Source organism: Roseateles hydrophilus (genome assembly GCF_026712245.1).
GTDB classification, from domain to species: domain Bacteria; phylum Pseudomonadota; class Gammaproteobacteria; order Burkholderiales; family Burkholderiaceae_C; genus Pelomonas; species Pelomonas hydrophilus.
On sequence record NZ_JAPPUY010000001.1, the window covers coordinates 654,293 to 673,644 of the forward strand.

General features: G+C 70.8%; 18 protein-coding genes and 1 other RNA gene. 13 read left to right on the plus strand and 6 right to left on the minus strand.

What is annotated here, in order from left to right:
- Positions 1-32: 32 nt before the first annotated feature.
- The 3 genes from ffs to NYO99_RS02915 all read right to left on the minus strand — a co-directional run bounded on the left by ffs (position 33) and on the right by NYO99_RS02915 (position 1,654).
- An RNA gene (gene ffs, locus NYO99_RS02905) (signal recognition particle sRNA small type) lies at positions 33-129 on the minus strand.
- An 18-nt stretch (positions 130-147) separates the two neighbouring features.
- Positions 148-525 (minus strand): SirB2 family protein, encoded by a 378-nt coding sequence (locus NYO99_RS02910; protein ID WP_268165597.1) that lies wholly within the window; start codon positions 523-525, stop codon positions 148-150.
- Between the two features lie 19 nt (positions 526-544).
- Positions 545-1,654, minus strand: a complete 1,110-nt coding sequence (locus tag NYO99_RS02915; protein WP_268165598.1) for an AIR synthase-related protein — start codon at positions 1,652-1,654, stop codon at positions 545-547.
- A 45-nt stretch (positions 1,655-1,699) separates the two neighbouring features.
- Between NYO99_RS02915 and dnaX the strand changes: the two genes are divergently transcribed.
- The 4 genes from dnaX to NYO99_RS02935 are packed head-to-tail and all read left to right on the plus strand — an operon-like array spanning position 1,700 to position 4,947.
- On the plus strand, positions 1,700-3,625 hold the full coding sequence (gene dnaX / locus NYO99_RS02920; protein WP_268165599.1) for a DNA polymerase III subunit gamma/tau: 1,926 nt from the start codon (positions 1,700-1,702) through the stop codon (positions 3,623-3,625).
- A gap of 11 nt (positions 3,626-3,636) precedes the next feature.
- Positions 3,637-3,963: a YbaB/EbfC family nucleoid-associated protein gene (locus NYO99_RS02925; protein WP_268165600.1), complete on the plus strand. Its 327-nt coding sequence runs from the start codon at positions 3,637-3,639 to the stop codon at positions 3,961-3,963.
- Positions 3,951-4,541: a recombination mediator RecR gene (gene recR, locus NYO99_RS02930; protein ID WP_268166449.1), complete on the plus strand. Its 591-nt coding sequence runs from the start codon at positions 3,951-3,953 to the stop codon at positions 4,539-4,541. Before NYO99_RS02925 ends, recR begins: the two co-directional genes overlap by 13 nt.
- Before the next feature lie 13 nt (positions 4,542-4,554).
- Positions 4,555-4,947: an MAPEG family protein gene (locus NYO99_RS02935; RefSeq protein ID WP_268165601.1), complete on the plus strand. Its 393-nt coding sequence runs from the start codon at positions 4,555-4,557 to the stop codon at positions 4,945-4,947.
- Positions 4,948-4,965: 18 nt separating this feature from the next.
- On the opposite strand, the gene NYO99_RS02940 is transcribed toward NYO99_RS02935, so the two are convergent.
- Complete coding sequence (locus NYO99_RS02940; RefSeq protein ID WP_268165602.1) at positions 4,966-6,555, minus strand: transglycosylase SLT domain-containing protein; 1,590 nt, start codon at positions 6,553-6,555, stop codon at positions 4,966-4,968.
- Entirely contained in the window at positions 6,552-7,334 is a 783-nt protein-coding gene (gloB, locus tag NYO99_RS02945) for a hydroxyacylglutathione hydrolase (RefSeq protein ID WP_268165603.1), read from the minus strand. The genes NYO99_RS02940 and gloB overlap by 4 nt, the downstream gene beginning before the upstream one ends.
- A 34-nt stretch (positions 7,335-7,368) precedes the next feature.
- Between gloB and NYO99_RS02950 the strand changes: the two genes are divergently transcribed.
- The 9 genes from NYO99_RS02950 to NYO99_RS02990 all read left to right on the plus strand — a co-directional run bounded on the left by NYO99_RS02950 (position 7,369) and on the right by NYO99_RS02990 (position 17,653).
- Complete coding sequence (locus NYO99_RS02950; protein WP_268166450.1) at positions 7,369-8,073, plus strand: class I SAM-dependent methyltransferase; 705 nt, start codon at positions 7,369-7,371, stop codon at positions 8,071-8,073.
- Positions 8,070-8,555, plus strand: a complete 486-nt coding sequence (gene rnhA, locus NYO99_RS02955; RefSeq protein ID WP_268165604.1) for a ribonuclease HI — start codon at positions 8,070-8,072, stop codon at positions 8,553-8,555. Before NYO99_RS02950 ends, rnhA begins: the two co-directional genes overlap by 4 nt.
- 18 nt (positions 8,556-8,573) lie before the next feature.
- Positions 8,574-10,607 carry an amidohydrolase family protein gene (locus tag NYO99_RS02960; protein ID WP_268165605.1) on the plus strand — a complete coding sequence of 678 codons (2,034 nt, stop codon included), beginning with the start codon at positions 8,574-8,576 and terminating at the stop codon, positions 10,605-10,607.
- Entirely contained in the window at positions 10,604-12,163 is a 1,560-nt protein-coding gene (locus tag NYO99_RS02965) for an ABC transporter substrate-binding protein (RefSeq protein WP_268165606.1), read from the plus strand. The genes NYO99_RS02960 and NYO99_RS02965 overlap by 4 nt, the downstream gene beginning before the upstream one ends.
- Positions 12,164-12,178: 15 nt before the next feature.
- On the plus strand, positions 12,179-12,745 hold the full coding sequence (gene dcd / locus NYO99_RS02970; protein ID WP_268165607.1) for a dCTP deaminase: 567 nt from the start codon (positions 12,179-12,181) through the stop codon (positions 12,743-12,745).
- A gap of 187 nt (positions 12,746-12,932) precedes the next feature.
- Positions 12,933-13,301 (plus strand): hypothetical protein, encoded by a 369-nt coding sequence (locus tag NYO99_RS02975; protein ID WP_268165608.1) that lies wholly within the window; start codon positions 12,933-12,935, stop codon positions 13,299-13,301.
- 217 nt (positions 13,302-13,518) lie between these two features.
- Positions 13,519-15,705, plus strand: a complete 2,187-nt coding sequence (locus tag NYO99_RS02980; RefSeq protein ID WP_268165609.1) for a S46 family peptidase — start codon at positions 13,519-13,521, stop codon at positions 15,703-15,705.
- A gap of 276 nt (positions 15,706-15,981) precedes the next feature.
- Positions 15,982-17,304, plus strand: coding sequence for a hypothetical protein (locus NYO99_RS02985; RefSeq protein WP_268165610.1), 1,323 nt, complete (start codon positions 15,982-15,984; stop codon positions 17,302-17,304).
- Positions 17,305-17,311: 7 nt separating this feature from the next.
- The gene (locus NYO99_RS02990; RefSeq protein WP_268165611.1) at positions 17,312-17,653 is read left to right on the plus strand and encodes a YnfA family protein; all 342 of its coding nucleotides are present in this window, start codon (positions 17,312-17,314) and stop codon (positions 17,651-17,653) included.
- A gap of 33 nt (positions 17,654-17,686) precedes the next feature.
- Here NYO99_RS02990 and NYO99_RS02995 read toward each other — a convergent pair whose 3' ends face one another.
- A complete protein-coding gene (locus NYO99_RS02995) occupies positions 17,687-19,252 on the minus strand; it encodes a methyl-accepting chemotaxis protein (RefSeq protein WP_268165612.1) in 1,566 nt (521 codons plus the stop codon).
- Between the last annotated feature and the right edge of the window lie 100 nt (positions 19,253-19,352).

Here is a 19,352-nt window from a genome sequence, read left to right on the forward strand (position 1 = left end):
GGAGCGGCTGGGCTGAACGGTGAGGAGGGGAGGGTGACGAGCCTGACCCCGGCACTGGTCGCAACGCTTAGGGCTGCTTGGTTCCCCACCTGACCCGGTTGGGCGCGCTTCCATGCGGGAAGGCCCGTCGAGGCGCATTCTAACCGGCTACAGACCCCGGTTGATTGAAAGATCCATGGCCAGAGCCAGCAGCGCGAGTGCGGTCAGGTAGCCCAGCAGGTGCAGCCGGTCGCGGCTCATGGCCCAATGGCCGCAGCCCGCGTAGCCGATCAGTGCAATCAGCTTGATGCCCAGCCAGCCGTCGCGCAGTGGGTGGTAGCCCATGCTGCTCCACAGGCTCAGGCCCGACACCACCAGGCAGGCATTGATGCCGACCGACAGCACCACCAAGCGGGCATCCCGCGCCAGCTCCTGCACGCGCGGCGTGCCGAACTGGCACACCGCGCCGCGCAGGAAGAACAGCGCGATGCTGACCCAGGCCAGCAGCGCGTGCCACTGCACCAGTTCGTGAAAGTTCAGCGCCATCGGTGAGCCGGCTGCCCCCTCAGCGCAGGGCCAGGTCGTCCTCGCTGAAGCGGATGTCGAGCGGCTCGATCAGCAGCTGCTTCTCGCCCGCCTCCACCGTGCCCGCCACCCAGGCCTGGATGCCGCAGTCGCGCGCCACCTGAGCCGTGCGCTCGGCGTCCTCGGCCTTGACGAAGATCGCAAAGCCGGCGCCCATGTTCAGCGTGGAGTAGGCCTCACGGTCGTCCTGGCCGGCCTGCTGCTGGATGAACTCCAGCACGGCCGTCTTGGGCGGCACGGTGTGGATGCGGTAGGTCAGCGCCGACGGGTGGCGCAGCAGCTTGCGCCAGCCGTGGCCGGTGATGTTGGCGCAGTAGTGCGGCGCGATGCCGGCCTTCCACAGCGCCTCGGTCACGGGCGAGTACAGCGCGGTAGGCGCCAGCAGTGCTTCACCGTAGGTCAGGCCCGGCTCGATCTCGGTCAGGTAGCCCTGCGGCAGGCGCTCGGCCAGCTTGCGGGCGAGGCTCAGGCCGTTGGCATGGATGCCGCTGGAGGCCAGCAGCACGATGGCGTCACCGGCGCCGAGCTTGTCGCCGACCGACAGGCGCTCCTTGGGGTTGATCAGGCCGGTGCAGGACGCGGCCAGGTCGATGCGGCCGTCTTCGACGATGCCCGCCAGCGCCGGCGTCTCGCCGCCGCCCCAGGCCACCTGGCAGGTGTCGCAGGCGGCCTTCCAGCCGGCCACCAGCGCTTGCGCACGCTGAGCGTCGCCGAACCAGTCGCTGCCACCGGCGGCCCAGTAGGCCTGCACCACCAGCGGCGTGGCGCCGACGGTGATGAGGTCGTTGACCGCCATGGCGATGGTGTCTTGCGCGATGCCGGCGAAGAAGCTCTTGCCGGTCAGCTTCGCCATCTCGTCGGCCACAAGGGTCTTGGTGCCCAGGCACTCGACGATGGAGGCGACGTAGAACGGGCCCACGTCCACGACATAGGCCGACTCGCCGCGCGAGGCCTTGACCTCGCTGAAGCCGTGGCTGGTCAGGTGGGATGCGGTGGCGGCGGCGGCACGCTGGGCGGTGACCTTCAGCGGGTCAATCAGGTCGTAGTTGACGCCGGCTTGGTCGTAGGTGAGGGGGGCTTGCGAGGTCATGGGCCGGGATTATCCCCGGTGGCCCCACCCATAGAATCGCGGCCCATGAGTTATCTGGTCCTGGCCCGCAAATACCGCCCGCAGAGTTTCGAGCAGCTCGTCGGTCAGGAGCACGTCGTGCAGGCCCTGGCGAACGCGCTGACGCAGGGGCGCCTGCACCATGCCTACTTGTTCACCGGCACGCGTGGCGTCGGCAAGACGACGGTGTCGCGCATCCTCGCCAAGAGCCTGAACTGCACCGGTGCCGATGGCACGGGCGGCATCACGGCCCAGCCCTGCGGCGTGTGCAATGCCTGCCGCGACATCGACTCCGGCCGCTTCGTCGACTACGTGGAGCTGGACGCGGCGTCCAACCGCGGCGTCGAGGAGATCTCACAGCTGCTGGACCAGGCGGTCTACAAGCCCGTCGTCGGCCGCTTCAAGGTCTACATGATCGACGAAGTGCACATGCTGTCGAACACCGCGTTCAACGCGATGCTGAAGACGCTGGAGGAGCCGCCCGAGTACCTGAAGTTTGTGCTGGCCACGACCGACCCGCAGAAGGTGCCCGTCACGGTGCTGTCGCGCTGCCTTCAGTTCAACCTGCGGCCCATGGCGGCCGCCGATGTGCAGAGCCACCTGGGCAATGTGCTGGGGGCCGAGAACGTGCCGGCCGAGCCGGGCGCGCTGCGGCTGCTGTCGCGCGCGGCGCGCGGCTCCATGCGCGACGCACTGTCGCTGACCGACCAGGCCATCGCCTTCGGTGCTGGCAACCTGACCGAGGCCGGCGTGCGCCAGATGCTGGGCAGCGTGGACCGCGGCCACGTGGTGGCCATCGTCGACGCGCTGGCGGCGGCCAGCGGCGAGGCTGTCGTGGCGCAGGCCGATGCACTGCGTGGCGCGGGCCTGTCGGCTGCCGGCACGCTGGAGGACCTGGCCTCGCTGTTCCAGCAGATGGCGCTGGCGCAAGCCGCGCCGGCTGCACTGGACGATGCCGACGGCGAGACCGCCGAGATCCGCCGGCTGGCTGCGGCGCTGCCGGCCGATGAGATCCAGCTGATGTACAGCATGGCGCTGCACGGCCGCGCCGAGTTGCATCTGGCCCCTGACGAGTACGCCGGGCTGTTGATGGTGCTGCTGCGCATGTTGGCCTTTCGCCCGGCCGGCACGGTGCCCAAGCCCGTGAAGGCCGCGGCGCTGGTGCGCCCGCCGGCGGTCGCCAAGGCCGTGGTGGCCGTGCCGCTGCCCAAGGCAGTGCCGGCGGTGGCGGATGCCCCAGCGCCTGCTCCAGCGCTTGCGCCGGCCCCCGTGATCGCCGCGCCGGTCGTGGCGCCTGCGCCCGAGCCTGCACCCGTGCCCGCGCCCGTCGCAGCTGCCCCGGCGTCGGTGACGGCGCCCAAAGCGTCCGAGCCAGCCGCATCCTTCGGCGCGCGTTTGCGTCCGCGGCCCGTCGAGCAGTCGGCGGCGGACGATGAGCCCGACTTCGGTGATGGCCCGCCGCCCGACGATGCGCCGCCGCCGTGGATGGACGCTGACGACGCCCCAAGCACCGCTGCGCCCGACGCCCGCGAGCCGGACGCGCCGCGGCGCATTGAACTGCGCGAGACGCCCGAGGGTGCGCGCTGGGCTGAGCGCATTGCAGCGCTCAACATCCTTGGCATGACCGGCGAGCTGGCCCGCCAGGCCCAGGCGCTGGGCTGCGAAATGGTGGACGGCCGCGAGGTCTGGCGCCTGCGCGTGGAGCGCGAGTCGCTGCGCGCGCCGGCGCTGGTCGCCAAGCTCGAAGCCGCGCTGGACGCCAAGCTGCACATTGAGGCCGGCGTGGCCGAAGACTCCATCGCGCTGCGCACCGTCGCCCGCGCAGAAGCGCAGCAGCGCGCGGCCGAGGACCTGGCCGAGACGCACCCGATGACGCGCACGCTGCTTTCCCAATTCCCGTCGGCACGCATCCTGCCGGGCTCCGTGCAGCCCGTGCTGACACCTTCAACTTAAAGGACAAGACCATGATGAAAGGCCAACTCGCCGGCTTGATGAAGCAAGCCCAGGCGATGCAGGACAACCTGAAGAAGGCGCAGGAAGAGCTCGCCAACGTCGAGGTGGAGGGCCAGAGCGGCGCCGGCCTCGTGAAGGTGCTGATGACCTGCAAGAACGAGGTTCGCCGCGTGACCATCGACCCCAGCCTGCTGGCCGATGACAAGGACATGCTGGAAGACCTCGTCGCCGCCGCCTTCAACGACGCGGCCCGCCGCGCCGAGGCCACCAGCGCCGAGAAGATGGGCAAGCTGACCGCCGGCATGCCGCTGCCCCCGGGCATGAAATTCCCCTTTTGAACGCACTCGACACGTTGATCGAGGCGCTCAGGCGCCTGCCCGGGGTGGGCCAGAAGTCGGCCCAGCGCATGGCCTACCACCTGCTGCAGCATGACCGCACGGCCATGCCGCGGCTGGCCGACGCGCTGACGGCGGCGAGCGAGGGCATCCGCCACTGCGAGCGCTGCCACACCTTCAGCGAGGCGCCGATCTGCAGCGTCTGCGCCGATACCGAGCGCGATGGCCGGCTGCTGTGCGTCGTCGAGACGCCGGCCGACCAGGCGGCGCTGGAGCGCACTGGCTCCTACCGGGGCTACTACTTCGTGCTGCTGGGGCGGCTGTCGCCGCTGGACGGCGTGAGCACGCGCGAAATCGGCGCGGCCGAGCTGCTGGTGCGGGCCTCGGAGGCCGGTGTCGGCGAGGTCATCCTCGCCACCAGCTTCACCGCCGAGGGCGAGGCGACGGCGCATGTGCTGGCTGAGGCCTTGCGCGTGCGCGGCATCAAGTCCACGCGGCTGGCGCGCGGCGTGCCGGTGGGCAGCGAGCTGGAGTATGTGGACCTGGGCACCATCGCCCATGCATTGACGGATCGCCGTTGAAGGAGGCCACCGGATGACCATCGCCCAACTCTGCCTGCTGGTGGCCTGTGTGCTGCCCGTCCTTTGCGCCGGGCTGGCCAAGTCCAAGGGCTTTGGCAAGCGCCGCCGGGATGGCGGCTTCGACAACCACGCACCGCGCGAATGGCTGGCCCTGCTGCAGGGCTGGCAGGCCCGCGCCAACGCGGCGCAGGCCAACAGCTGGGAGGCGCTGCCCGTCTTCATCGCGGGGCTTTTCGTGGCGCATCAGCACCAGGCCGCCCAGGCCACGGTGGATGCGCTGGCTGCGGGCTTCATTGCCGCACGCCTGGCCTTCATCGGCCTGTACCTGGCCGACCAGGCCTGGCTGCGATCGGTGGTGTGGGTGGCCGGCCTGGCGGCCTGCGTGGCGCTGTTCTTCGTGCGCTGAGGCCGCCGGCCGCGTCGTTCAGCGCGCGGCCGACGCGACAGCGTTGCGGCCCTGGCCGCCGCGTTCCTTGGCCAGCGTGCGCGCTGCCGTGGCCTTGGCGGCCCGGGCGCTGGCCTTGGCCTTGGCGCTGCTGCGCGTGGACGCCGAGGCCTTGGCCACCGTGGTGGGCTTGAAGGCGGTGTAGACGACGACGGCCTGGCCCGGCTTGAAGCGGGCGCTGCGGCCAACGTTGTTCCACTGGGCCACCTGCTCGGCCTTGACCTTGTAGCGCGCGGCGATGCCGGCCACGGTGTCGCTCTTGCCGGCCTTGACGCTGATGCGGCGCAGCGGCGGCGCATCGGGGGCCAGGCTCAGGCTGGCGGTGTCGGCCAGGCGCTCGGAGACGTCGTCGCGCACATGCTCGGCGCGCGGCACCAGCAGCGTGGAGCCGGCCTTGACCAGCATCTTGGGCGGAATGCGGTTGAGCTCGCGCAGCGCCGCCTCGGCCATGCCGGTGCGTCGGGCCGCTTCGGCCGGGCTCATGGTCTTGGGCACGACCCAGGCCGTCCAGGTGGCCAGCGGGCCGGGGTGGCGGGCCAGCTTCTCGGCGAAGGCGCTGGCCTGCTCGTAGGGCAGCAGCACCTGCGGCGTGGCGGCCGCCAGGATGACGGGCTTGTTCATCTGCGGGTTGAACTGCTGGAAGGTCTCCAGCGACAACCCGGCCAGCTCGGCGGCCAGCGCCACGTCGAGGTCGCGCTCGATCTTGACGCTCAGGAAGTAGGGATGGTTGGCCACCGGCGGCAGGCTCAAAGCGAAGCGCTCCGGTGCCAGCACGATGTTCTTCACCGCCTGCAGCTTGGGCACGTAGTAGCGCGTTTCGTCGGGCAGCTTGAGGCTGGCGTAGTCGGTCGGCCGGCCCAGGCGCTGGTTGCGCGCGATGGCCTTCTGCACATTGCCCTGGCCCCAGTTGTAGGCGGCCAGTGCCAGGTGCCAGTCGCCGAACATCTTGTGCAGGCGGCCGAGGTAGTCGAGCGCTGCGCGCGTGGAGGCCAGCACATCGCGGCGGTCGTCGCGGAAGATGTTCTGCTTGAGGTCGAAGTCGCGGCCGGTGGCGGGCATGAACTGCCACATGCCGGTGGCCTTGGCGCTGGACACCGCGTGCGTGACGAAGGCGCTCTCGATGAAGGGCAGCAGCGCCAGCTCGGTGGGCATGCCGCGCTTCTCGACCTCGTCGACGATGTGGAACAGGTAGCGGCTGCCGCGCGTCGTCATGCGGTCCACGTAGTCGGGCCGGGCGCTGTACCAGGCCTCGGCCTTGCGCACCCAGTCGTCGTCCAGGTCCTGCAGCTGGAAGCCCTTGCGCACGCGGGCCCACAGGTCGGCGTTGGCGTCGGGGGCGTCGAGGTCGACCTTCTCGCCGGGGCGCAGGCTGTCTTCCAGCAGGTCGGCGCCCATGGCGCGCAGGGCAACCGGCGCCGCAGCCTCGGGGGCGGGCGCGGTGTCGACGGCGGGTGTGGGGGCGGGGAGGGCGGCCGGCTCCGCGGTGGGCGCGGGCGGCGGGGTGGTTGTGGCGCAGGCGGTGAGCAACACCGCGATGGCCAGGGGGGCGAGTCGATGGAGCAGCGTCATCGGAATCCGTTCTTCCATTCGCGCAGGGTGGCGAAGACGTCGACCGGGCTGGGCTCGGCCGGGAGTTGGAGGGGGGCGTGGCGCCATGCGGCGTCCTGCAGCGCCGGTTCGTGGCAGCGCAGGAAGGGGTTGATCTGGCGTTCGGTGGCGATGCGGCCCGGCAGCGTGGGCTGGCCGGCAGCGCGCTGGGCTTCGCACCAGCCTGCGTAGGCGGCCAGCGCGGGGTTGGCCGGGTCCACTTCGAGGGCGAAGCGCAGGTTGGACAGCGTGTACTCGTGGGCGCAGCACACGCGCGTCTGCGGCGGCAGCGCGGCGAGCGCCTGCAGCGACGCATGCAGCTGGGCCGGCGTGCCCTCGAACAGGCGGCCGCAGCCGGCGCTGAACAGCGTGTCGCCGCAGAACAGCAGCGGGTCAGCGTCCACGGGCTGGGCGAAGTAGGCGATGTGGCCGGCGGTGTGGCCGGGCACGTCCAGCACCGTCAGGCGCAGGCCCAGCAGCGTGACGTGGTCACCACCGCGCAGGCGTGTGACGGGTTCGGGCAGGCGCTCCCGGGCGGGGCCGTAGACGGGGCCTTGCAGCCGGCTGCGCAGCGCGTCCACGCCGCCGACGTGATCGCCGTGGTGGTGGGTCAATAGAATGCCCGCCAGCGTCAGGCCTCGTGCGTCGAGTGCCGCGATCACCGGTGCGGCGTCGCCGGGATCGACGACCAGGGCCTCGTGGCCGTTGTCCAGCAGCCAGAGGTAGTTGTCGTCGAAAGCAGAGAGAGGCGTGAGCGTCAACGTGAGCGTCACCAGTAAAGAGCCGATTATAGATTTGGCAGCCTGGCTGCAGACCCCGCCGGGCCGCTACCTGCTGGCCTGGGAGCAGGGCCAGGTGGACGCCGCGGTGGCCGACCTGTTCGGCTTCCATGCGTTGCAGCTGGGCCTGCCCGAGCTCGATGGCCTGCACGCCAACCGCATGCCGCACCGCTGGCTGGTGGGGCGCGACCTGCACTGCGAGTTCGAGGCCCTGCCGTTCGAGAGCGCCAGCCTGGACCTGGTGGTGCTGCCCCATGCGCTGGAGCTGGCCGATGACGCCCACGCGCTGCTGCGCGAGGTCGAGCGCGTGCTGCGGCCCGAGGGGCGGCTCATCGTGTTCGGCCTGAATCCGGCCAGCCTGTGGGGGCTGCGCCAGAACCTGGGCCGCCTCAAGCGGCGTAGCGAGCCCTATCTGCCCCGCGAGGGCGACTTCATCGGCTACTGGCGGCTGCGCGACTGGCTCAAGCTGCTGAGCTTTGAGGTCGAGGCGGCGCGCTTCGGCGTCTACCGCCCGCCGCTGCGTACCGAGGCCTGGCTGGCCCGCTGGCAGTGGGTGGAGGCCGTGGGCGCACGCTGGTGGCCGGTGCTGGGCGCCGTCTACTTCATCCAGGCCATCAAGCGCGTGAACGGCACGCGCATGGTCGGCCTGGCCCGCAATCAGCGCCGGGCCGCACAGAAGGCGCCCGCCGTTGCCCTGAATCATCATCAGAACAAGAAATGACCGATACCCCCAAGCCTGCGCCTGCCATCAAGAAGCCGCAGGTCACCATCTACACCGACGGCGCCTGCAAGGGCAATCCGGGCCCTGGCGGCTGGGGCGCCTGGCTGTCCAGCGGCGGGCATGACAAGGAGCTGTTCGGCGGCGAGCGCGAGACCACCAACAACCGCATGGAGCTGATGGCGCCCATCGAGGCGCTGGCCTCGCTCAAGCGCAGCTGCGAGGTGGTGGTCTATCTGGACAGCGAGTACGTGCGCAAGGGCATCACCGAGTGGATCCTCAATTGGCAGCGCCGCGGCTGGAAGACCGCCGACGGCAAGCCGGTCAAGAACGCCGACCTGTGGATGCGGCTGGACGCGCTGCGCAAGCTGCATGCGGTGGAGTGGCGCTGGGTGAAGGGCCATGCCGGCGACCCCGGCAACGAGCGCGCCGACATGCTGGCCAACAAGGGCGTGGCCTCGATCAGTAAAGTGCGCCCCACCTAAACCTCGCGGGGATTGCCCATGACCTTGTTGCCCAAGCGGCTGGCTCTGGCCTTGGCGCTGTGCGCCGCCGGTGCGGTTCAGGCCCAGACCTACACGGTCGTCTGCGTGAAGACGGCCTGCGGCCAGCTGCAGGCGCGCGAGAGCGAGGGCCGGCTGGAGGTGAGCTACAGCTACCGCAACAACGGCCGCGGTCCCAGCCAGCAGGAGACCCTGAGCTTCGCGCCGGACGGCGCCTGGATGGGCTATCGCAACGAGGGCACGGCCACCTACGGCGCGCGCATCGACGAGCGCTTCTCGCGCGACGGCGACGGCACCGTGCGCTGGCAGTCGCCGGTGGACCGCGGCGAGCGCGCCGGCGTGTCGCGGGACGCCGTCTACCTGCCCGTGGAGGCCAGCCCGGCCTGGGCGGCGCGGGTGGCGCGCACGCTGCTGGCCAGCAAGACGGGTCGTACCGAGGTGTTGCCCGTCGGCCGCCTGGCGATCGAGCGTGTGCAGCGGCTGACGCTGGCGGGCCTGGACGGCGAGGTCGGCCTGTACGCCATCACCGGCCTGGACCTGGAGCCGCGTTATCTGTGGCTGCGCGAGGACGGCCACGCGCTGTTCGCGCAGGTCTACCCGGGCTGGGGTGGCACGGTGCTGCAGGGTTTCGAGGCCGAGGTGGATCGGCTGGGCGAGGCGCAGCAGGCGGTCGAGCTGGCGCGGTTGCAGCGGCTGGCGCGCGAGCTGCCCAAGGCGTTGCCCGGGCTGACCGTCATCGAGGGCGTGCGCTGGTTCGACGCGCAGGCCGCACGGCTGCGTGGGCCGTCCGACGTCTACCTGCGCGACGGCCGCATCGCCTTCATCGCCAGCCCCGGCGCGCTGCGCCAGGTCGTGCCCGCGCAGCGCATCAGCGGCCAGGGCCGCACGTTGCTGCCCGGCTTCGTGGACATGCATGCGCATGTGTCGCCGGGCGATCTGCTGCTCAACCTGGCCGCCGGCGTGACCGCCGTGCGCGACGTGGGCAACAGCCATGCCGACATCGCCCAGCTGCGCGAGCGCATCGCCCGGGGCGAGCTGTTGGGCACGCGCATCGCGGCCAACGGCTTCATCGAGGGCAAGAGCCCGTTCTCGTCGCAGGCCGACTTCGTGCCCGACTCGCTGCCCGAGGCGCTGGCCGCCATCGACTGGTATGCCGCGCACGGCTACCGCCAGCTCAAGCTCTACAACTCCATCCGCCCCGAATGGGTGAAGCCCATGGTGGCGCATGCGCGGCGCCTGGGCCTGCGCACCGGCGGCCATGTGCCGGCCTTCATGACGGCGCGCGAGGCCGTGGAGGCGGGCTTCGACGAGCTGCATCACATCAACCAGGTCACGCTGAACTTCCTTGTCAGCCGCACGGACGACACGCGCACGCTGCTGCGTTTCAACCTCGTGGGGGACAAGGCGGCCGAGCTCAAGCTCAACGACCAGCGCACGCGTGACTTCCTGGCCCTGCTAATAAAGAAGGGCACGGTCGTGGACCCGACCATGGTGGCCTTCGAGGGCCAGTTCACGCAGCGCCAGGGCCAGCCCAACCCGAGCTATGCCGTCGTCGCGGCCCACCTGCCGGCGGTCGTGCAGCGCAGCTTCCTGTCGGCCGAGACGGAGATGGACGACGCGAAGGCCAAGCGCTGGGGCGCGAGCTGGAGGGTCATGACGGACCTGCTGCGCCGCATGCACGCGGCCGGCATTCCGCTGGTGGCTGGCACCGACGCGACGGCCGGCTTCGCCTTCCAGCGCGAGCTGGAGCTGTACGCGCAGGCCGGCATCCCGGCCGCGCAGGTGCTGAAGATCGCCACCTGGAACGGCGCGAAGTACAGCGACCGGCTGCACGAGATCGGCAGCATCGAGGTGGGCAAGCGGGCCGACCTGCTGCTGGTGGACGGCGACCCGGTGGCCGACATCCGCGCCATCCGCCGCGTGGCGCTGGTGATCCAGGGGCAGGGCGACGAGACCCGCGCGCTGTCGCCCGCCGCGCTCTACCAAGCCATGGGCATCCTGCCCTTCGTGCCGGCCGCCGAGGTGCGCCAGTGATCCGGCTGGCCGCACTGCTGCTCGCGCTGCCGCTGCTGGCGGGCGCCGACACCACGCTGCGCTTCTGCGCGGCCGGCAGCCCCACGACCTTCGACCCCGCCGTCACCGACAGCGGCATCGACCACATCTCGCACCTGCCCATCTTCGGCACGCTGGTGGAGACCAAGCGCGGCACCGACGAGCTGGTGCCCGGCCTGGCCACGCGCTGGCGCGTGAGCCCCGACGGCCTGGCCTACACCTTCGAGCTGCGTCGGGGCGTGCCCTGGCACAGCAGCCCCGACTTCCAGCCCACGCGGCCCTTCAACGCCGATGACGTGCTGTTCACCTTCGGCCGCCTGCTCAGCCGCGACAGCGCCTTCGCCAAGGCCCTGCCGGCGGTGGCGCCCTACGTGGTGTCCTTCGGCTGGGAGAAGCTGATCCGCCAGGTCGAGAAGCTGGGCGAGCACGAGGTGCGCATCACGCTCAGCGAGCGCGATGCCGGCTTCCTGGCCACGCTGACGCAGACCTTCACGGTCATGCAGTCGGCCGAGCTGGGCGCGCAGCTGCTCAAGGCCGGCACGCCGCAGCGCATCGCGCAGCTGCCCGTGGGCACCGGGCCCTTCCAGCTCAAGAGCTTCCGCAAGGACAGCGTCATCCGCTACAGCGCCCACCCGGGCTGGTGGCGGCGTGCGGAGGTGCCGCGCGCAGACCAGCTGGTGTTCGCCATCACGCCCGACGCCACCGTGCGCGCCCAGCGACTGCGCCGCAACGAGTGCGACATCGCCGCACCCGTGGGCCCGGCCGAGCTGGCCCAGCTGCGCCAGGACCCGGCCATCAAGCTGGCCACGGCGGCCGGCATGAACGTCGGCATCCTGGCCTACAACACCCGAAAGCCCGCGCTCGCCAAGCTGGCCGTGCGCCAGGCGCTGGACATGGCCATCGACAAGGCCGCCATCCTGCGCACCGTGTACGGCGACGCGGGCACGGCGGCGACCACGCTGATCCCGGCGTCCAACTGGTCGCACGACGCGACGCTCAAGCCCGCGCCGCACGACCCCGCCAAGGCCCGCGAGCTACTGAAGCAGGCCGGCGTGCTCCCGCTGAACCTCACGCTGTGGGCCATGCCCGTGGTGCGCTTCTACAACCCCAATGGCCAGCTGATGGCGCAGATGATCCAGGCCGACTGGGCCAAGGTGGGCGTGAATGCGCGCATCGTCACGTACGAGTGGGGCGAGTACCTGCGCCGCATCGATGCGGGCGAGCACGACGTGGCCATGTCCGGCTGGAACGGCGACCCCGAGCCCTCGGGCACGTTTGCGCAGCTGGCCTGCGGGTCGGCCAGTGGCAGCTTCTGGTGCAGCCCCGCCTACGAGCAGTTGCTGGCCCAGGGCCGCCAGGCCCAGCAACTGGACCAGCGCAAGGCCGTCTACAGCAAGGCCCAGCAACTGGTGCTGGAGCAGCTGCCGTGGACGCCGATGGCCTATGGCCGCGTGGCGGTGCCCCTGCGCGCCACGGTGAAGGGCTTCGTGCTGGAGCTGGACGGCAGCACCTACTTTGATGGCGCACTCCCGCGCTGACGCAAGGACAACAAAATGAGCATCAAGAGCGACAAGTGGATCCGCCGCATGGCCGAGCAGCACGGCATGATCGAGCCGTTCGAGCCCGGCCAGATCCGCGAGCAGAACGGCCGCAAGATCGTCAGCTACGGCACCAGCAGCTATGGCTACGACATCCGCTGCGCGCCGGAGTTCAAGGTCTTCACCAACATCCACTCCACGGTGGTGGACCCGAAGAACTTCGACGAGAACAGCTTCGTGGACGTCAACAAGGACGTCTGCATCATCCCGCCCAACAGCTTCGCGCTGGCGCGCACGGTGGAGTACTTCCGCATCCCGCGCAACGTGCTGACCGTGTGCCTGGGCAAGAGCACCTACGCGCGCTGCGGCATCATCGTCAACGTGACACCCTTCGAGCCCGAGTGGGAAGGCTATGTGACGCTGGAGTTCAGCAACACCACGCCGCTGCCGGCCAAAATCTACGCGGGCGAGGGCTGCGCGCAGGTGCTGTTCTTCGAGAGCGACGAGGTCTGCGAGACCAGCTACAAGGACCGTGGCGGCAAGTACCAGGGCCAGGTGGGCGTCACGCTGCCCAAGACTTGAGCGCGATGACCGGGTGAGTGCCCGGTCTTTTCGGGCTTTATCCGGGCTTTGCGGCGCCGAGGCGTCGGCACGATGGCGACACCCGCCAGACGACCGCCGAGGCCCACATGACCACCCCCACGCGCCCTCCGTTCGCGGCCCCTCAAGGCGTTGCGTCAGCTTTTCCGGCCGGCCGTGTGGGGCTGCCATGCTGATCCCGCTGCACCTCATTCCCGTGCCCGCCGACGAGCCGCGCGGCGCGGGCGACCCGGGCCACGCCTGGAGCGGGTTGAAGATCGCGCAGGGCGTCAACCTCGGGGACATCCGCGCGCTGGGCCTCACCGTGGCCGGCGCGGCCAGCGGGCCGGTTTCCACCGCCGAGCTGCTGCGCTTTGGTCAGCTGATGAGCGATGCCGGCCTGGCCATCAACCCCACGCGCATGCTGTACGACCGCCAGTACGCCTATGAGTGCCTGGCCGACGGCCACGGCAGCGAACATCCGGGCCTGCGTGAGCTGGCGCTGTCGCTGTACGAGGCCTACCAATCCGCCGGGGAGTGGATCGGCCTGGCGCACTGAAGCCCCTCGTCCTGCCTCGCCGTGCTGAACGCGGGCGAGGCTGTCCGGTCCCCCGAGGGGACGTCGGGCCGGCTTGGGAGCGGCCCGGCGCTCGGCTCGCGACACGACGTGCAGATGATGGCCTAGGGTTTCCCTGGCCCGAAGCCTGTCTTTCCTCACTCGGGGCGCGGGGGCTGGCGCGGGTACGCTCGCGCCTTTGCATCACCGCCGCTCCACCATGACCCGTTTCTCCCGTTCCCTGCTGGCCGCTGCCGCGCTGGCCGCCACTGCCGCCCATGCCGACGAAGGCATGTGGATGCCCAAGCAGCTGCCGCAGATCTCCAAGGCGCTGAAGGCCGGCGGCCTGGCGCTGGACCCGGCCAAGCTCAACGACCTGACCGCCTTCCCCATGGGCGCGGTCGTCTCGCTGGGTGGCTGCACGGCGAGCTTCGTGTCGCCGCAGGGCCTCACCGTCACCAACCACCACTGCGCCTACGGCAGCATCCAGTACAACTCCAAGCCCGAGCGTGACCTGCTGAAGAAGGGCTTCTACGCCGCCACGCTGGCCGATGAACTGCCCGCCGCGCCCGGCAGCCGCATCCTCGTGACCGTGGACATGAAGGACGTGTCGGCCGAGGTGCTGAACGCCCAGACGCTGGCACTCACCGGCAAGGCCCGCACCGATGCGATCGAGGCCACCGAGAAGAAGCTGGTTGCCGCCTGCGAGGCCGACAAGGGCCACCGCTGCAATGTCTACCCCTTCTTCGGCGGCCTGCAGTACCAGCTGATCAAGCAGATGGAGATCCGCGACGTGCGCCTGGTGCACGCCCCGGCCACCGGCGTGGGCCTGTTCGGCGGCGATGCCGACAACTGGATGTGGCCGCGTCACACCGGTGACTACAGCTTCTATCGCGCCTACGTGGGCCCGGACGGCAAGCCCGCCGACTACCACAAGGACAACAAGCCCTACGAGCCCAAGCATCACCTGAAGGTGGCCTCGCCCACGGCCAGCCCGCTGAACGAGGGTGACTTCGTCATGGTCACCGGCTACCCGGGCCGCACCAACCGCCATCGCCTGCCCACCGAGGTGGACTTCGCCTTCGGCTGGCAGCACCCCACGCAGATCAAGACCATGGGCCAGGCCATCGACCTGATCAAGGCCGAGACTGCCGGCCGCCGCGATGCCGAGATCAAGATGGCCAGCCGCATGCAGGGCCTGCAGAACTTCTACAAGAACCTGCAGGGTCAGCAGCAGAGCTATGACGGCAGCGACATCCTGGCGCGCAAGCAGGCGGCCTTCGACGAACTGCGCGCATGGGTGAACGGCTCGCCGCAGCGCCAGGCCCGCTATGGCGCCGACCTGGCCGCCACCGAGAGCCTGATCGCCGAGCGCCAGGCGCTGGCCCGCAACGAGCACTACATGAGCTTCATGTCGCCCACGCTGCTGGGCGCTGCCCGCCAGCTTTACCAGGCGGCGCAGGAGCGCGCCAAGCCGGACGCCGAGCGCAAGAGCGGCTACCAGGAGCGCGACATGCCGCGCCTGAAGGCCGGCCAGCAGGCCCTGGACCGCCGCTACGACGAGCAGACCGACAAGCGCGTGGCCACGCACTTCCTGGCCGCCTACCTGGCCCAACCCGCCAACACGCTGAACGCCGCATGGCTGAGCGCGCTGGGCCTGCAGGCCGGCCAGAATGAGGCGGCCATCCGCGCTCGCCTGGACGCCCTCTACGCTGCCAGCAAGCTGGGCGACACGGCCAGCCGCATGGCCTGGCTGGACAAGGACGTGGCCGCCTTCAAGGCCAGCGACGACGCCTTCATCAAGCTGGCCGTCGCGCTGTACGACGACGACCAGGCCCGCGAGAGCCGCGACAAGGAACTGGCCGGCAAGCTGCAGAAGGCCTATGCCGGCGTGCAGCAGGCCAAGATCGACTTCGCCGCCAGCCGCGGCCAGGCCGTGTACCCGGACGCCAATGGCACGCTGCGCATCAGCTTCGGCAAGGTGCAGGGCCGCGAGACCGGCCGTGACGGCGAAAGCTGGAAGGCCTTCACGACGCTGCGCGGCATCGTGGCCAAGCACAAGGGCCCGACCGAGGCCGGTGGCGAGTTCGATGCGCCGGCCGAGCAGCTGGCGGCCATCAAGGCACGCGACTTCGGTGCCTACGGCGTCAAGGCGCTGGACTCCGTGCCCGTGAACTTCCTGGCCACGCTGGACACCACCGGCGGCAACTCCGGCAGCCCGGTGCTGAACAAGAAGGGCGAGCTCGTGGGCCTGCTGTTCGACGGCACGCTGGACGCCGTGATCTCCGACTGGGACTTCAACCCCAAGATGGTCCGCAGCATCTGCGTGGATTCGCGCTACATGCTGTGGCAGATGAGCAAGGTCGACAAGACGACGCGTCTGCTCGATGAAATGGGCGTGAAGTAACGAGCCCCTCGGCCCGGGCTGGCGCGCTGGTTGCGGGCCGCCTGGGTGCTCTGTGCAGGCCGGCGCGCGGCCCGGTGTGCACCACGAGAAACGGCGGCCTGAGGCCGCCGTTGTGCTTTCGCCTGCGGCGTGACGCCTTGGCGAGAGCCGCCATCGTGAAGCACCCGCCCTTGCTGCCGTGGCAGCGAGGGCGCGCGTGCGCTAGCCAAGCGCTTGGATGCCTGACACTACGGCGATCCAGGCGCCCTGGTTTCGACGGGCGCCCTCATCCTCGCCATGCACCTTCGCCCACTGCTTGCCTTGCTGGCGCTTGCGCTCGCCGCCTGCGCACCGCTGACGCCCCAGCCCCCGCCCCCTGAGAAGCGCTACACCGCCGCCGAGCTGCGTGCACTGCAGCCGGCGGACTTCGCCTGGCCGGCCACATCGGAGGCCGGCGAGCGTGCGCTGCGCCGCCAGGTGCTGGCGGACATCCACAGCACGCTTGTGCTGCCGCCGGGCCCGGCGCGTGACGCCGCCTTGCCTGCGCTCTTTGACCGCGTCGCGCATCACAACGCCGAGATCGAGGCCGCCCGCCCGCTGCTGCTGGCGGTGCTGCCCACGCTGGGCCAGCGCGAGCCCGAGTTCCAGCGCGCCTTGCTGACGGCCGCGCACACGCTGTACGCCGCCGAGGCGGCGCCCCTGCTGTGGCCGCTGCTGCCGCAGCTCACGGCGAGCAAGCCCTTCGCCATTGCCGCCGCCACGCTGTTGCAGGCCGAGCCTGGCGCCGCGGCGCGGCTGGCTGACATCGTGCCGCGCCAGTTCCCCGCCTGGGCCGACGACGCGCGGCTGACTGCGCTGATGCAGCGGCTCGCGCCTGCGGCTGCCGACGCACCGCCGCTGAGCGAGCTGCTCGCCGCGCCGCTGCGGCCGGGCTTGCCGGTGATCTTCAGCCTGCAGCGCCCCGGCCGGCAGGCGATGGGCCTGGCGCTGGTGCGCGGCGCGGACGGCCGCTTCGTGCGCGATGCGGCGGGCCAACTGTTCACGTCGCCGCAGCTGGCGCTCGCGCGCAGCGGCCTGCCCGGCACGCTCACCAACGGCAACACGCCGCAGGGCCTGTTCACCATCGTCGGCGCCGGCACGGCCACCAATCCCAACATCGGCCCCACGCCCTACCTGCACAGCAAGCTGCCCGTCGAGGCCACCGTGGCGGAGTTCGAGCATGCGCCGGTGGCCGACGGGGCCGCGTGGAGCGAGGCCGCTTACGACAGCTTCCTGCCCGCGCGCTGGCGCCACTGGCCGCCCATCAAGGAGGCCTGGCTCGCTGGCCGCGCGGGGCGTGATGAGCTGCTGGTGCACGGCACGACCGTCAACCCGGCCTACTACGCCGGCAGCGCCTACTTCCCCGGCACGCCACAGCAGGGCTGCCTGATCTCCAGCGAGCGCTGGGACGCGGCCAGCGGCCGGCTCGTCGCGAGCCAGCACCTGTCGCTCGCGCAGGCCTACGCCACGGCCAGCGTGCGGGAGGACCTGGCGGGCTATCTGCTCGTCGTCGAGGTGCCGGGGCCAGGGCCGGTGACGGCGGCCGAGGCGCTCGCCCTCGTCACGGCCACCGGGCGCTGAGGGCTGCATGGCACTGCTCCAGACCTTTGCGCTCTTCGTGGCCACGGCGCTGGCCGAGATCGTCGGCTGCTACCTGCCGTGGCTGTGGCTGCGGCAGGGCGGCCCGGCCTGGCTGCTGTTGCCGGCCGCGGCCAGCCTGGCGCTGTTCGCGTGGCTGCTGACGCTGCACCCGACGGCGACCGGCCGCGTGTACGCGGCCTACGGCGGTGTCTACATCGGCGTGGCCATCGTGTGGCTGATGGTGGTGGACAAGGTGAAGCCCACGACGACGGACTGGATCGGCGTGGGCCTGTGCTTTGCCGGCATGGCGGTGATCATGTGCGGCCCAGCGCGCCCCGCCTCGCCGTGAGCACGGGCCGGCGCTCGGCCGCCGGGCTGCGCGTCAGTGCGCGGCGGGCTGGGCCTTGAAGACGGCAATCGCCTGCGCCAGTGCGCCGGCTTGTTGACGCAGGCTGGCCGCGGCGGCGGTTGCCTCTTCGACGAGGGCGGCGTTCTGCTGCGTCGTGTGGTCTAGCTGCTGCATCGCGCTGTCGATCTGCGCCACCCCGGCGCTCTGTTCCGAGGCCTCGAGCGCGATCTGCGCGATCAGGCCGCTGACGCCCTCGATCTGGCTCACCACCTCGCCGATGGTGCTGCCAACGTGGGTGATCAATGCCGAGCCGGCGTCGATGCGCTCGACCGACTCGGTGATCAGTTGCTTGATCTGGCGCGCGGCGTCCGCGCTGCGCTGGGCCAGCACGCGCACCTCACCGGCCACCACCGCAAAGCCGCGGCCCTGCTCGCCGGCCCGGGCGGCTTCGACGGCCGCGTTCAGCGCGAGGATGTTGGTCTGGAAGGCAATGCCATCGATGACGCCGATGATGTCGGCAATGCGCTGGCTGGCCGCCTGGATGCCGCTGAAGGTGTCGACGGCGTTGGACATGGCGTCGCCGGTGCGCTGCGCCACCTGCACCACGCCGCCCACCAGCTGTTGTGCACTGCGCGCATTGCCGGCGGTGCTTTGCAGCGTGCTGGTGAGTTGCTCCATCGAGGCAGCGGTCTGTTCCAGGCTGGAGGCCTGGGCTTCGGTGCGGGCGCTGAGATCCAGGTTGCCCTGCGCGATCTGGCCGCTGGCGGTGGACACGCTGTCCACGCCTTGCCGCACCACCTGCACCAACTGGTTGAGCGTCTGGCGCATGGCCTGCATGGCAGCCATGACGCTGCCCTCCTGCGGCGTGTGGCTGAGCGACTGCAGCGTCAGGTCGCCCGAGGCAATGCGTTGCGCCACGGCCACCAGCTCGTGCGGCTCGGCGCCCAACTGGCGCGTCAGGCGGCGTGTCACCAGCAGGGTGGCGGTTGCGGCCAGCAGGCTGCTGGCCGCGCCCAGCGCCAGCATCAGCGCCAGTTGGCGCCGGTTGTCCGCGGCGCCGTCCTCGTAGGTTTGGCGCGCCACGCGCACCTGCAGCGCCAGCAACGCATCCAGGCTGGTGCGCATGGCGGGTGCCAGTGTCGCCACCGGGCCGGCGAGCAGTTCCCGGGCCGCGTCGGGCTGCTGGCGGCGCAGGGCGTCGGCAGCCGGCGCCAGGCCCTGGGTGAGCAGCGCCCGCATCGCGTCGCGCTGCGTGTGCGCGAGCTGCGTCTCCTCGGGCGTCAGGTAGGTGGCCATGTAGGCGTCCCACTCGGCCTGCGAGCGGGCGCGGTTGCGGTCGAACTCGGCGAGCCGCGCGCTGATCGTCGCCGTGTCGGTGCTGGCGGCGGCGTCCGCCAACAGCAGCCGGTCGCGTTCCGCGAGGTAGCGGATCTCGCCCAGCTGCCCCATGGGCACGGTGCGGTCCTCGTAGAGGGTCTTCATCGCGGCGTCTGACTGGCTCAACGCCCGCCAGGCAAACAGCACGATCAGCAGCAGCAGGGCCAGCAACAAGCCAAACGCCAGGGCCAGCCGTTGCGCGACGGTCATCGGACGGTGCATTCTTCTCTCCCTGTTCACCATCGTGGGGCCTAAGGCCCCAAGTCGGTGCATAGTCTAGGAAGAAAGCAAGGCCGTGACATTTCAGCCCCTCACGGCCTGG

Bases quoted from the DNA above. Each gene is read 5' to 3' on its own strand.
- NYO99_RS02910 (WP_268165597.1), bottom strand. From the start codon at position 525: ATGGCGCTGAACTTTCACGAACTGGTGCAGTGGCACGCGCTGCTGGCC.
- NYO99_RS02915 (WP_268165598.1), bottom strand. From the start codon at position 1,654: ATGACCTCGCAAGCCCCCCTCACCTACGACCAAGCCGGCGTCAACTAC.
- dnaX (WP_268165599.1), top strand. From the start codon at position 1,700: ATGAGTTATCTGGTCCTGGCCCGCAAATACCGCCCGCAGAGTTTCGAG.
- NYO99_RS02925 (WP_268165600.1), top strand. From the start codon at position 3,637: ATGATGAAAGGCCAACTCGCCGGCTTGATGAAGCAAGCCCAGGCGATG.
- NYO99_RS02935 (WP_268165601.1), top strand. From the start codon at position 4,555: ATGACCATCGCCCAACTCTGCCTGCTGGTGGCCTGTGTGCTGCCCGTC.
- NYO99_RS02940 (WP_268165602.1), bottom strand. From the start codon at position 6,555: ATGACGCTGCTCCATCGACTCGCCCCCCTGGCCATCGCGGTGTTGCTC.
- rnhA (WP_268165604.1), top strand. From the start codon at position 8,070: ATGACCGATACCCCCAAGCCTGCGCCTGCCATCAAGAAGCCGCAGGTC.
- NYO99_RS02960 (WP_268165605.1), top strand. From the start codon at position 8,574: ATGACCTTGTTGCCCAAGCGGCTGGCTCTGGCCTTGGCGCTGTGCGCC.
- dcd (WP_268165607.1), top strand. From the start codon at position 12,179: ATGAGCATCAAGAGCGACAAGTGGATCCGCCGCATGGCCGAGCAGCAC.
- NYO99_RS02975 (WP_268165608.1), top strand. From the start codon at position 12,933: ATGCTGATCCCGCTGCACCTCATTCCCGTGCCCGCCGACGAGCCGCGC.
- NYO99_RS02980 (WP_268165609.1), top strand. From the start codon at position 13,519: ATGACCCGTTTCTCCCGTTCCCTGCTGGCCGCTGCCGCGCTGGCCGCC.
- NYO99_RS02985 (WP_268165610.1), top strand. From the start codon at position 15,982: ATGCACCTTCGCCCACTGCTTGCCTTGCTGGCGCTTGCGCTCGCCGCC.
- NYO99_RS02990 (WP_268165611.1), top strand. From the start codon at position 17,312: ATGGCACTGCTCCAGACCTTTGCGCTCTTCGTGGCCACGGCGCTGGCC.
- NYO99_RS02995 (WP_268165612.1), bottom strand. From the start codon at position 19,252: ATGCACCGTCCGATGACCGTCGCGCAACGGCTGGCCCTGGCGTTTGGC.